We start from the raw sequence: 12,466 nt of genomic DNA, 5'->3' as shown, positions 1-12,466 counted from the left end.
CCACACCCCCGCAATGGAACGCGGCGACAGTGGAGGGCATGAAATTCTCCGTGCTCTCCCTGATCGGGCATGCCCCGCACCCGCTGACCGGCGAACTCCTCTCCCCCGCCGACCGTTTCGCCGAGGTGATCGGGACCGCCTCGGACGCCGAGCGGCTCGGCTTCGACGCGTACGCCGTCGGCGAACGGCACGCGGGCGCCTTCCTCTCGTCGAGCCCGGCCGTGGTGCTGGGCGCCGTGGCCGCGCGGACGACCTCCATCCGGCTGCTGACGGGGGTCACCGTCGTGGCGATCCTCGATCCGGTGCGGGTCGCCGAGGAGTACGCCACCCTCGACCAGATAGCGCGCGGGCGGCTGGAACTGGTCGTCGGGAAGGGGGCCGAGGCCGGGCACTTCGCACTCTTCGGGCTCGACGAGGAGCGGCAGTGGGACCTCCAGCAGGAGAAGTACGAGCTGCTGCGCCGGCTGTGGACCGAGGAGGGGGTCGACTGGGAGGGCGAGTTCCGCCCGCCGCTGAAGAACACCACCACCGTGCCGCGTCCGTACGACGGCGCTCCGCGCGTCTGGCACGGCTCGGCGACCAGCCTGCACTCCACCGAGCTGGCCGCCAAGCACGGCGACCCGCTCTTCACCGCCAACGCCGTCCAGCCGAAGGCCGCGTACGCGAAGCTGATCGCGCACTACCGCGAGCGGTTCGAGGCGTACGGGCACGATCCGGCCGACGCCCGGGTGGCGGCCGGTTCCGGCGGGCTGCTGATCGCGGACAGCTCGCAGCGGGCGGTGGAGCGGTACAAGGATCTGTACGAGGCGCGGGTGCGGCAGTCCTTCCGGCCGCACCTGGAGGGGAAGGCCGGGTACAACACCCCGTTCCGGACCATCGAGGACGCCATCGCGGACGGCCCGCAGCTGATCGGCAGCCCTCAGCAGATCATCGACAAGATCCTCGGCTATCACGAGGAGTACCACCACGATCTCCAGTCGATCACCGTGGACGGCCTCGGTCTGAGCCGTCCCGAGCAGTTGGAGACCCTGCAGCGGTTCGCGGAGGAGATCGCTCCGGTGGTCCGCCGGGAGGCCCCGACGAGCCTGTGGGAGTGATCCCGGCTCCGGGCGAAGGGGACGGGCCGGGCGGGCCCTCATAATGGGGTTCAGACATCCGATGTCTGAACCCGTCCGTACCCAGGAGGACCGTCATGGCTGTCACCGACGAGGCGATCGAAAAGATCAAGGGCATGATCGTCTCGGGTGCGCTCCGCCCCGGCGACCGGCTGCCCAAGGAGAGCGAACTCGCCGCCGACCTCGGGCTGTCCCGCAACTCCCTGCGCGAGGCGGTGCGCGCCCTGTCGCTGATCCGCATCCTCGACGTGCGGCAGGGCGACGGCACCTACGTCACCAGCCTCGACCCCCAGCTCCTGCTGGAGGCACTGAGTTTCGTGGTGGACTTCCACCGCGACGACACGGTGCTGGAGTTCCTCGCGGTCCGCCGCATCCTGGAGCCGGCCGCCACGGCCATGGCCGCCTCACGGATCGGGGACGAGGAGCTCGACGCGCTCGCGGCGGAGCTCGACGCGCTGGGCGAGGAGCCCTCGGTGGAGGAACTCGTCGCCGCCGACCTGCGCTTCCACCGGGGGATCGTCCAGGCCTCGGGCAACACGGTGCTCTGCTCGCTGCTGGACGGCCTGTCGGGGCCGACCACCCGGGCGCGGGTCTGGCGCGGACTGACCCAGGAGGACGCGCTCAGCCGCACCCTCCAGGAACACCGTGCCATCCTGGCCGCGCTGCGCGACCGGGACCCGGAGGCGGCGCGGTCGTGGGCGACGGTGCACGTGGCGAGCGTGGAGCAGTGGCTGCGCTCGACCTTGTGAGGGCGGAGGCGGCACGGGCCGGCTGCCGGTACGGTGGCCGGCAGCCGGTGGCCGGTCAGTCCTCGGCGGGGCGCAGCCGCAGGCCCTGCATCCCGCCGTCGACGGCGAGGGCGGTGCCGGTGACGGAGGCCGCGGCGGGGCTCGCCAGGTAGACGATCGCGGCGGCGACCTCGTCGGCCGAGACCAGACGGCCGAGCGGCTGGCGGGCGTTGAGCGCGGCCCGTTCGGCCTCGGGGTCGCCGGCCTGGCCGAGCAGCCGTCCGATCCACGGGGTGTCGGCGGTACCGGGGTTGACGCAGTTGACGCGGACGCCCTCGCGGACGTGGTCGGCGGCCATGGCGAGGGTGAGGGAGAGGACCGCGCCCTTGCTCGCGCTGTAGAGGGCCCGCTGCGGCAGTCCGGCGGTGGCCGCGATGGAGCAGGTCTGGGTGATCGAGACCGCGCCGGGCCGCTCCAGGGCCGCGGCCCGCAGGTGCGGCAGGGCGTGCCGGGCCGTGCGGACCATGCCGAGGACGTTGATGTCCAGGACCCGCGTCCACTCCTCGTCGGCGTTGTCCTCGACGGTGCCGATGGAGCCGATGCCGGCGTTGGAGACCAGGGTGTGCAGCCCGCCGAACTCGTCGGCGGCGCGGTCGACGGCCGCGCGGACCTGGGCGTCGTCGGTCACGTCGGCCCGGACGGCGAACGTCCCCCCGGGCGCGCCCGCGGTGTCCCGGTCGAGCACCGCGACCCGGGCGCCGCGCTCCAGCAGCAGCGTGGCAACGGCGGCGCCGATGCCGGACGCGCCTCCGGTCACCAGGGCGGACAGTCCGTCGAAGTCGTTCGTACCGGTCATCGGCCGGCCTCCTCGTGGTCGGGGAGGGCCGCCCAGACGGGGCCCTCCGGGTAGCGGTGTTCGGCGATCGACGCGGGGAACATCCGGGCCGAGAAGCCGGGGGTGCGCGGGGTGACGTACCGTCCGCCGGTCACGACGGCGGGCTCGGTGAAGTGCTCGTGCAGGTGGTCGACGTACTCGATGACCCGGTCCTCCCAGGTGCCGGAGACGGCCACGAAGTCGAACATGGCGAGGTGCTGGACCAGTTCGCAGAGTCCGACGCCGCCGGCGTGCGGGCAGACGGGCACCTGGAACTTCGCCGCGAGCAGGAGGATCGCGAGGTTCTCGTTGACTCCGGCGACCCGGGCCGCGTCGATCTGCACGAAGTCCACAGCCCCGGCCTGGAGCAGCTGCTTGAACACGACCCGGTTGGCGCCGTGTTCGCCGGTGGCGACCTTGACCGGCTGTCCGGCGCGGATGGCGGCGTGCGCGAGGATGTCGTCGGGGCTGGTGGGCTCCTCGATCCAGTGCGGGTCGTACGGGGCGAGTGCGCTCATCCACTCGACCGCCTCGGCCACGTCCCAGCGCTGGTTGGCGTCCACGGCGATCCGGACGTCGGGGCCGACCGCCTCGCGGGCGAGCTTCAGGCGCCGTACGTCGTCGTCGCGGTCCCCGCCGACCTTCAGCTTGATCTGGGTGAAGCCGTCGGCGACGGCCTCCTGGGCGAGGCGGACGAGCTTGTCGTCGTCGTACCCGAGCCAGCCGGGCGAGGTGGTGTACGCGGGGTAGCCGTGGGCCAGCAGCCGCGCGGTCCGCTCGGCGCGGCCCGGTTCGGCGGCGCGCAGGATCTGCAGCGCGTCCTCGGGGGTGAGGGCGTCGGTGAGGTAGCGGAAGTCCACCAGGGAGACGAGCTCTTCGGGGGTCATCGTCGCCAGGAGCTGCCAGACGGGCAGCCCGGCCGCCTTCGCCGCGAGGTCCCAGGCCGCGTTGACGACGGCCCCGGCCGCCATGTGGGCGACCCCCTTCTCCGGGCCCAGCCAGCGCAGTTGCGAGTCGTGCGTCAGCTCGCGGTACAGGTCCCCGAGGTCCGCCGCCGTGCGCGGCACGGGCCGGCCCAGCAGGTACGGCTTGAGGGTCCCGATCGCGGCGGCCATGACATCGTTGCCGCGCCCGATGGTGAAGCAGAACCCGTGGCCTTCGAGGGGACCGTCGTCACCGGGGGCGTCGGTGCGGAGCACCACGTAGGCGGCGGAGTAGTCGGGGTCGGGGTTCATCGCGTCCGAGCCGTCCAGTTCTCGGGACGTCGGGAAGCGGATGTCGTGGACCTCGACGTCCGTGACGGTCTGACTCATGCGCGCCCCCAGGGCAATAACATCGGATCTCTACAGCGAACATCCGATGTATAGCGCCAAGCGAGCCCCTTCGTCCAGCTCCGGGAGAATTTGGGGGCTCACAGCTCGGATGAATCTGGAGGCAGATGCCCCGATTCGATCACTGCTGCACATCGGCGACCGAGGTTCACCCGCCCGTGCAAAGGGGCTTCGGATGGGAATGCTCCAACCCGTAAGGTTGGTGCGTACGGATACGCGAGGGAACTTCGGAAGGAGGCCTGGGTGATCGAGCTCGAGGGTGTACCCGAGCTGATCGACCCGGTCATGGTGGCCGCGTTCGAGGGCTGGAACGACGCCGGTGACGCCGCCTCCACCGCGGTCGGACATCTGGACCGGGAATGGAAGGGCGAGGTGTTCGCGGCGCTGGACGCCGAGGACTACTACGACTTCCAGGTCAACCGCCCCACGGTGTGGCTGGACGGCGGTGTCCGCAAGATCACTTGGCCGACGACGCGACTTTCGGTGGTCCGCGTCGGTGGCGACAAGCCCCGTGACCTGGTGCTGGTCCGGGGTATCGAACCGTCCATGCGCTGGCGCTCGTTCTGCAACGAGCTGCTGGGCTTCGCCCACGAGCTGGGCGTCGAGATGGTGGTCATCCTCGGCGCGCTGCTCGGCGACACCCCGCACACCCGCCCGGTGCCGGTCAGCGGGGTCACCTCGGACCCGGACCTGGCCGCGACCATGGACCTGGAGGAGACCCGGTACGAGGGCCCGACCGGCATCGTCGGCATCCTCCAGGAGGCGTGCACCCACGCGGGCGTTCCGGCGGTGAGCCTGTGGGCCGCCGTGCCGCACTACGTCTCGCAGCCGCCCAACCCGAAGGCGACGCTGGCTCTGCTGAACCGGCTGGAGGACCTGCTCGGGCTGCGCATCCCGCTGGGCGAGCTGCCCGAGGACGCGCGCGCGTGGCAGATCGGCGTGGACCAGCTGGCCGCGGAGGACAGCGAGGTCGCCGAGTACGTCCAGACGCTGGAGGAGGCCCGGGACACCGCCGAACTCCCCGAGGCGTCCGGAGAGGCCATCGCCCGCGAGTTCGAGCGCTATCTGCGGCGCCGCGACCCCGGCTCGGGTCCGGGCCAGGCGCCCGGCGGGCACGCCACGGAGAGCGGGGACGTGCCGTACCTGCGCGACCCGTCGAGCGGCCGCACCCGCCCGCCCAAGCCGCAGCGGCCGGCGGAGCCCGGTCCGGACACGGGCGGCGGAGGATCCGCGGAGAAGAAGCCGTCGGACGACGACGCCGGCCCGGGTACGGACTCCGGCTCAGACTCCGGCTCCGGCTCGGACTCGGGCTCCGGCTCCCCCGACGGGGACACGCCGGAGAACTGACCTCCGCCCATCCGCGTACGGATACGGCCCCGGCCCTCTCTTCTCGGAGAGGGCCGGGGCCGTATCCGTACGCGGATGCGTCCGGGTTCCGCAGAACGGCGCCCGTCCGCACAGGGCGGCGTTCCGCAGGACGACGTTCTACAGGGCGACGCCCAGAAGCGCGTCGACGGTACGGGAGACGAGGCCGGGTGCGCCCTCGTCCGTACCGCCCTCGGAGTGCTGGCGCTCGGCCCAGCGGTCCACGGCGGCCAGCGCGGTCGCCGCGTCCAGGTCGTCGGCGAGGGCATCGCGGACCTCTTCGACCAGGGCGTCGGCTGACGGGCCGTCCGGGCGGGAGACCGCGGCGCGCCACCGTCCGAGCCGGGCGACGGCGTCGGCGAGGACCTGGTCGGTCCACTCCCAGTCGCTCCGGTAGTGGTGCGAGAGCAGGGCGAGGCGGATGGCCGCCGGGTCCACGCCCTCACGGCGGAGGGTGGAGACGAAGACCAGGTTGCCGCGCGACTTGGACATCTTCTCGCCGTCCAGGCCGACCATGCCGGCGTGGACGTACGCCCGGGCGAACGGGTGCTCGCCGGTCAGGGCCTGCGCGTGCGAGGCACCCATCTCGTGGTGCGGGAACGCGAGGTCGGAGCCGCCGCCCTGCACGTCGAAGCCCATGCCGAGGTGGTCCAGGGCGATGGCGACGCACTCGATGTGCCAGCCGGGCCGTCCGGCTCCGAGGCTGCCGCCGTCCCAGCTGGGCTCGCCCTCGCGGGCGGCCATCCACAGCATCGGGTCGAGGGGGTTCTTCTTGCCGGGGCGCTCGGGGTCGCCGCCGCGCTCGGCGGAGAGCAGCCGCATGGCCTCCGCGTCGAGACCGGAGACCTCGCCGAAGTGCGGGTCGGCCTCGACCGAGAAGTAGACGTCGCCCTCCAGCTCGTACGCCGCACCCGCGTCACGCAGGCGCTCGACGAGGGGCACGATGCCCGGTATGGCTTCGACCGCGCCGATGTAGTGCTTCGGCGGGAGCATCCGCAGAGCGGTCATGTCCTCGCGGAACAGGGCGGTCTCGCGCTCCGCGAGCGCGGTCCAGTCCTCTCCGTCGCGCACGGCCCGCTCCAGCAGCGGGTCGTCCACGTCGGTCACGTTCTGGACGTAGTGAACCTGCCGCTTGGTGTCGAGCCACACGCGCTGTACGAGATCGAACGCGTTGTAGGTCGCCGCATGACCCATGTGGGTCGCGTCGTACGGCGTGATGCCGCAGACGTAGATGCGGGCGACGGGACCGGGGTCAAGGGTGATCCGTCCGCCGGTCGCGGTGTCGTGGATCCGAAGGTCGCGGCCCTTGCCAGGCAGGGCGGGGACCTCAGAAGCGGGCCAGGCATGCATGTCATGAGCGTAACCGGACGGAGGTTCCGGATACGAACCGGATGGCGAATCGTGTCCGAAGACGCATTCTTGACGGAATCGTCCGGCCCGGTTATCCGGGCCGGGCGCGGCTTCCCGGCCGGCTTTCCGGACCCGGGAACGCGGCGGGCGCGCGTGCCGGGCGGCGGTCGGCGGACGCCGTCGGTTCGACGGCACACCCGAGTCCGCCCACCCGCCCCCGGTCCGCCGCCCGGGAGCGTCCCGCGGGTCCGTCCCAGGCGTCCGTCAGACCGGCGGCCACGGGATGGCGGGCCACTGCCCGCTCGGCACCGGGTGCAGCCCGGCCGCCCGGAGCGCGGCGACCCGTTCGCGTACGGCGTCCAGCTCCGCCGGGGTGATGAGCCCGCCCAGCCGTCCGGACAGCGGCGCCCCGGGTGCCAGCTCGTCGGCGAGCCGGTCCAGCACCTCCACCGCCTCGGCGGTCAGCGGCTCGCCCGCCCAGCCCCACAGCAGGGTGCGCAGCTTGTCGTCGGAGTGGAAGGTGACGCCGTGGTCGATGCCGTAGAGCTGCCCGCCCGGTGCGGGCAGGAGGTGGCCGCCCTTGCGGTCGCTGTTGTTGATCACCGCGTCGAGCACCGCGAGCCGCCGCAGCCGGCCGTCGTCCGCGTGCACCAGCAGAGCGGTCTTCCCCCCGCCCACGTCGGCGAGGCCCACGGCCTTCCAGCCGTCCTCCGGCTCCGCCCCCTCGACGAGGGCGAGCATCGGGCCGGCGTCCGGCTCGGCGTCGATCCACAACTGGCACATGCCCTCGCCGTACGGGCCCTCGCGCAGCACGGTGGGGGGGACGAGCCCCCAGCCGGTGGCCTCCGAGACCTCCCAGGCGGCCACCTCGCGCTGGGCGAGCGTGCCGTCGGGGAAGTCCCAGAGCGGCTGCTCCCCGGCGACGGGCTTGTACACGCACGGCAGCTCCACGCCCTCATGGGCGACGGTGCAGCGCAGGACCGCGTTGGAGGCGCCGGGTACGCGGCCGAGGACGGTGAGCCGCCCCTCGGTGAGCAGGGTGACCAGTTCGGCTGCGGTGGTCATGCCCCGCGCCGGTATCCGTTCTGACGCGGGCACACGTGTCCTTCCGGGTCGAGCGGCAGGCTGCACAGGGGGCACGGCGGGCGGCCCGCGGAGACGACGTCCAGGGCGCGCTTGGCGAAGGCCCGGGCCTGGGCGCCGCTGAGGCGCACCCGGAGCATCGGCGGGCCGTTCTCCTCGTCCTGGAGAAGCCTTTCCTCCGCCGCCGCGAGGTCGTCCTCGGTCTCGACCTCGATCTCGACGAGGGCCTGGGCTTCGACGATCATGCACTGCTCGTCGCCGTCCCAGGCCAGCGCCATCGTGCCGACCCGGAACTCCTCCTCCACGGGGGAGACGAGCGGCGCGGTGTCGGCGACGGTCATCGGGGCGACCGCGGGGACCGGCGAGTTGCCGCCGGTGCGGCGGACGACCTCGTCCAGCAGTTCGTCGATCCGCTCCGCGAGCGCGGCGACCTGGGTCTTCTCCAGGGCCACGCTGGTGACCCGGCCGCCGGCGGACGCCTGAAGGAAAAACGTACGGCGTCCAGGCAGCCCGACCGTGCCGGCCACGAATCGTTCCGGCGGGTCGTAGAGGAACACCTGACGGGACACGTCCAGTTCTCCCTTGGGGAATCGGCGGCGGACGGGGTCTGACCCCCGCCGCCCGGGGGACGGGTGCCGGGAAGCCCTCGGACGGGCCGCCTACGGCCCGTCCACCCTATCGCCAGGAGCGATCACGGCGCCCCAGCGCCGCCCCCCACCTGGGCGTGCGATCCGTGGTCCGCGTCGTCGGCGGGGGTGGCGTCGGCTCCGAGTCCCTGCTCGCGCGGGGCGAGTCCTGCCAGGTCGCCGGTGTCGCCGAGGCGCAGCAGGAAGGGTCGCAGCCGCGTGTAGCGGACGGCGGTGACCGAGCAGGGGTCCACGTGGATGCGCTGGAAGAGGTCCAGGTGCATGCCGAGGGCGTCGGCGACGACGGCCTTGATGATGTCGCCGTGCGAGCACATCACGTAGACGGCGTCCTCGCCGTACTCGGCCTCGATGCGCGCGTTCCAGGCCCGCACCGCGTCGACCGCGCGGTTCTGCATCGCGCGCATCGACTCGCCGCCCGGGAAGGCGGCGGCGGAGGGGTGCTGCTGCACGACCGACATCAGCGGCTCGTCGGACAGCTCGGCGAGCTTGCGCCCGGACCAGTCCCCGTAGTCGCATTCCGAGAGATCGTCCTCGACGTGCAGGGGGAGACCGGGGCGCGCGTCCAGCAGCGGCTGGAGGGTCTGCCGGCAGCGCTGGAGGGGGCTGCTGACAGCGGCCACGAGCGGCAGTCCGGCGAGGCGGCCGGGCAGCCCGGCGGCCTGGACGGCGCCGCGCTCGTCCAGCTGGACACCGGGGGTACGGCCCGCGAGCACCCCGGAGGTGTTGGCGGTGGAGCGTCCGTGGCGTACGAGGATCAGGGTGGGCATACCGGCCAGCCTAACGACCCCTCGCGCAGGCCCCGGGGTGGGGCGAAGGTGTGCTTTCGGCCGGGGCAGGGAAGAATGCGCGCCGTGATTGTCGACTGTGCCATCTACCGGGACGGGCGCCGGACGGACAACTCCGGGGACTTCTCCGACGCGCTGGACGAGGCGCGGGCCGTGGGGGACGCCTTTCTCTGGATCGGGCTGCACGAGCCCACCGAGGAGGAGTTCTCCCTGGTGACCAAGGAGTTCGGGTTGCACCCCCTCGCCGTGGAGGACGCGCTCAAGGCGCACCAGCGGCCCAAGCTGGAGATCTACGACGACTCGTTGCTCATGGTGCTCAAGCCGATCGCCTACGAGCCGGACGGCGACACGGTCAGTGCGGACGAGCTGATGGTCTTTGTGGGCGACTCGTTCGTGGTGACGGTCCGCCACGGCGAGAGCGCCCCGCTGGCGGACGTGCGGCGCCGGCTGGAGGCCCAGCCCGGGGTGCTGCGGCAGGGTCCGACCGCCGTCCTGTACGCCGTCAGCGACTCGGTCGTGGACCACTACATCGACGTGGCGGGCGAGCTGCAGATCGACCTGGAAGAGCTGGAGACCCAGGTGTTCGCGCCGAGCGGCAACGCCGAGTCCCAGCACACCGCGAGCCGCATCTACACCTTCAAGCGCCAGGTGATGGAGTTCCGCCGGGCCGCCGGGCCGCTGGCCGGGCCGGTGACCCGGCTCGCCGGAACCGGGGTGCCGTTCGTGCACGCGGAGTCGCAGCCCTTCTTCCGGGACGTCGGCGACCACCTCACCCGCGCCAACGAGCAGGTGGAGGGGCTGGACCGGCTGCTGTCCGACATCCTCTCGGCGCATCTGGCGCAGATGGGGGTCCGGCAGAACGACGACATGCGCAAGATCTCGGCCTGGGCGGCGATGGCCGCCGTGCCGACGATGGTCGCGGGCATCTACGGCATGAACTTCGACCACATGCCCGAACTCCACTGGGGGTGGTCCTATCCGGCGGTGATCGTGCTGATGGGCGGGGCGGTGCTCGGCCTGTACCGGCTGTTCAAGCGGCGCGGCTGGCTCTGACCGCACCGGTCCGGCGCGATCGACGCGGACCGGGCCCGGCTCTCAGGCGAACTCGGCGCCCGCGACGGCAGGTGAGCCGAGGGCGTCGCGGCGCTCGGGCTCGGCCAGGCTCACCATCCGGCGCCAGCCGGCCAGCCGCTCGTACGCGTACATCGCGTGGATCCCCGCCGCCAGGGCCGCCGCCTTCGGCCGGGGCCAGCCGAGAATGCGGCCCATGTGGGCCATGACGGCGAGGCTGACGTCGCGGTAGACCCCGATCTCGGCGAGGGCGCACTCGCGCAGGACGCGCTGGATCGTACGGCCATGGCCGGCGCGCGCGAGGCGGAGGAGTTCCTCGTGGCAGTAGGCGAGGTGGTTGTCCTCGTCGTGCGAAATCATCCGCACGGCGCGGCCGATGAGGGGGTCGTCGGCGAAGTACGTGAGCAGCAGGCGCATCTGCTCGGAGGCCCGCTGCTCGGTGACCCGGCTGTGGGCCAGATAGGTGACGATGTCGCGCTCCGTGAGCGGTTCCTCGCCCTTGAGCTTTTCGTGGGCGAGGCCGATCCCGTGGCGCTCCAGCAGCATCGTGTAGTCGGTGTCGGCCGGGACCTCGGCGGCGGGCAGCCCGCGCTTCTTCAGCAGCGCGTTGAAGATCCGGCCGTGCTTGTCCTCGTCGGCACCGTGCCGGACGATCTTCGGGGCCAGGGAGCGCTGGCTCCTGGGGACGAGTGCGGCGATGCGGGCGTTCTCCCAGCCCCCCTGCGACTCACCGCTGGCGGCGATGGAACAGAAGAGCCGGAACGACTCGTCGTCGTCGAGGATCTCCTGGAAGAGACTCTTTGCCGAGAGCATGACTGCCACCTCCGTACCGGTGTCCGCAGACAAGGCTGGCCCGTGAGTAAGAAGTCAACGGCTCAACGGCGCTCCGGGCAACCGGAGCGGGTCGGGGCCCGCCCAGGCCCGCTCCGGCCGGTGACGGTTACTCGGCGGCGCCGGAGCGCTCCAGGGCCTCCGTACCGGCGCGCAGGGCGGCGATCCGCTCCTCCAGCGTGAATCCGGCCGGAGCGAGGGTGAGGGTGGTGACACCGGCCTCGGCGTAGGCGCGCATCCCGTCGGCGATCCGGTCGACCGGGCCGAGCAGAGTGGTCTGGTCGATCAGCCGGTGCGGGACGGCGGCGGCGGCACCGTTCTTGTCGCCGGCGAGGTACTTGTCCTGGATTTCGGCGGCCTCCTTCTCGTACCCCATGCGCTGGGCGAGCTGGTTGTAGAAGTTCTGCTTCCGGCTGCCCATGCCGCCGACGTAGAGCGCGGTGTACGGCCGGAACATGTCCGCCAGGCCCTGCACGTCGTCGCCGACCGCCAGTGGGACGGTCGGGCAGACGTCGAAGCCCGCCAGTGGCAGCCCGGCCTTCTCGCGGCCCGCCCGCAGGTGCCGCAGCGCGGTCTCCTCAAGGTGTTCGGCGGACGGGAAGATCAGCAGGGCGCCGTCGGCGATCTCGCCGGTCTGCTCCAGGTTCTTCGGGCCGATGGCGGCGATGTAGAGCGGGATGTGCTCGCGCTGCGGGTGGACGGTCAGCTTGATCGGCTTGCCGGGGCCGCCGGGCAGCGGGAGCGTCCAGTGCTGTCCCTCGTACGTCAGGCGCTCGCGGGCCATCGCCTTGCGGACGATGTCGACGTACTCGCGGGTGCGGGCCAGCGGCTTGTCGAACTTCACGCCGTACCAGCCCTCGGAGACCTGCGGCCCCGAGACGCCGAGGCCCAGGCGGAAGCGTCCGCCGGAGAGGGAGTCGAGGGTGGCCGCGGTCATGGCGGTCATGGCGGGCTGCCGGGCCGGGATCTGCATGATCGCGGACCCCACGTCGATGGACTCGGTCTGTGCCGCGACCCAGGTGAGCACGGTCGGCGCGTCGGAGCCGTACGCCTCCGCCGCCCAGCAGACGTCGTAGCCGAGGCGGTCCGCCTCCTGTGCGACGGCGAGGTTGTCGGCGTCCATGCCGGCGCCCCAGTAACCGAGATTGATGCCGAGCCGCATATCCACTCCCCTTACTGATCAGTAACGTCTCTGTGCGCCGGACTCTAGCGCGGCGGGACGCCGTCCGGCAGGGGCAGGGCCGTGCCATGGTTGTCCACAGGCTTCCCCGCTCCGGGGGCCCGGA

At 72.4% G+C, this 12,466-nt stretch carries 12 protein-coding genes; 4 read left to right on the top strand and 8 right to left on the bottom strand.

Going from position 1 to position 12,466, the window contains the following annotated elements; translation table 11 throughout:
* Positions 1–38 precede the first annotated feature (38 nt).
* Both ACFZAX_RS27175 and ACFZAX_RS27170 read left to right on the top strand, forming a co-directional pair.
* The gene (locus tag ACFZAX_RS27175) at positions 39–1,097 is read left to right on the top strand and encodes an LLM class flavin-dependent oxidoreductase (RefSeq protein WP_390964901.1); all 1,059 of its coding nucleotides are present in this window, start codon (positions 39–41) and stop codon (positions 1,095–1,097) included.
* Between the two features lie 95 nt (positions 1,098–1,192).
* The gene (locus ACFZAX_RS27170) at positions 1,193–1,864 is read left to right on the top strand and encodes an FCD domain-containing protein (protein WP_390964900.1); all 672 of its coding nucleotides are present in this window, start codon (positions 1,193–1,195) and stop codon (positions 1,862–1,864) included.
* A 55-nt stretch (positions 1,865–1,919) separates the two neighbouring features.
* Here ACFZAX_RS27170 and ACFZAX_RS27165 read toward each other — a convergent pair whose 3' ends face one another.
* Positions 1,920–2,699 (bottom strand): SDR family oxidoreductase, encoded by a 780-nt coding sequence (locus ACFZAX_RS27165; protein ID WP_390964899.1) that lies wholly within the window; start codon positions 2,697–2,699, stop codon positions 1,920–1,922.
* On the bottom strand, positions 2,696–4,030 hold the full coding sequence (locus tag ACFZAX_RS27160; RefSeq protein WP_390964898.1) for an enolase C-terminal domain-like protein: 1,335 nt from the start codon (positions 4,028–4,030) through the stop codon (positions 2,696–2,698). The genes ACFZAX_RS27165 and ACFZAX_RS27160 overlap by 4 nt, the downstream gene beginning before the upstream one ends.
* Positions 4,031–4,291: 261 nt before the next feature.
* Here ACFZAX_RS27160 and ACFZAX_RS27155 point away from each other — a divergent pair, with 261 nt between their 5' ends.
* The gene (locus tag ACFZAX_RS27155; RefSeq protein WP_390964897.1) at positions 4,292–5,395 is read left to right on the top strand and encodes a PAC2 family protein; all 1,104 of its coding nucleotides are present in this window, start codon (positions 4,292–4,294) and stop codon (positions 5,393–5,395) included.
* A gap of 138 nt (positions 5,396–5,533) precedes the next feature.
* Here the strand turns inward: ACFZAX_RS27155 and mshC are convergent, their stop codons facing one another.
* The 4 genes from mshC to ACFZAX_RS27135 form a co-directional block, all read right to left on the bottom strand.
* A complete protein-coding gene (gene mshC / locus ACFZAX_RS27150) occupies positions 5,534–6,763 on the bottom strand; it encodes a cysteine--1-D-myo-inosityl 2-amino-2-deoxy-alpha-D-glucopyranoside ligase (RefSeq protein ID WP_390964896.1) in 1,230 nt (409 codons plus the stop codon).
* A 264-nt stretch (positions 6,764–7,027) separates the two neighbouring features.
* Positions 7,028–7,861, bottom strand: coding sequence for an SCO1664 family protein (locus ACFZAX_RS27145; protein WP_390964895.1), 834 nt, complete (start codon positions 7,859–7,861; stop codon positions 7,028–7,030).
* Positions 7,825–8,415, bottom strand: coding sequence for a DUF3090 family protein (locus ACFZAX_RS27140; RefSeq protein WP_390964894.1), 591 nt, complete (start codon positions 8,413–8,415; stop codon positions 7,825–7,827). Before ACFZAX_RS27140 ends, ACFZAX_RS27145 begins: the two co-directional genes overlap by 37 nt.
* Before the next feature lie 122 nt (positions 8,416–8,537).
* Positions 8,538–9,260 (bottom strand): MSMEG_4193 family putative phosphomutase, encoded by a 723-nt coding sequence (locus tag ACFZAX_RS27135; RefSeq protein ID WP_390964893.1) that lies wholly within the window; start codon positions 9,258–9,260, stop codon positions 8,538–8,540.
* Positions 9,261–9,335: 75 nt separating this feature from the next.
* On the opposite strand from ACFZAX_RS27135, the gene ACFZAX_RS27130 reads away from it, so the two are divergent.
* Complete coding sequence (locus ACFZAX_RS27130; protein WP_390964892.1) at positions 9,336–10,331, top strand: CorA family divalent cation transporter; 996 nt, start codon at positions 9,336–9,338, stop codon at positions 10,329–10,331.
* Between the two features lie 42 nt (positions 10,332–10,373).
* Here ACFZAX_RS27130 and ACFZAX_RS27125 read toward each other — a convergent pair whose 3' ends face one another.
* Positions 10,374–11,162, bottom strand: coding sequence for a ferritin-like domain-containing protein (locus ACFZAX_RS27125; RefSeq protein WP_390964891.1), 789 nt, complete (start codon positions 11,160–11,162; stop codon positions 10,374–10,376).
* Positions 11,163–11,289: 127 nt separating this feature from the next.
* Positions 11,290–12,342, bottom strand: a complete 1,053-nt coding sequence (locus ACFZAX_RS27120) for an LLM class F420-dependent oxidoreductase (RefSeq protein ID WP_327174869.1) — start codon at positions 12,340–12,342, stop codon at positions 11,290–11,292.
* Positions 12,343–12,466 lie beyond the last annotated feature (124 nt).

This window comes from Streptomyces sp. NPDC008125 (genome assembly GCF_042957125.1).
Classification (GTDB): Bacteria; Actinomycetota; Actinomycetes; order Streptomycetales; family Streptomycetaceae; genus Streptomyces.
Note: the sequence above shows the minus strand (reverse complement) of the source record. Positions and strands in the feature narration are given on the sequence as shown.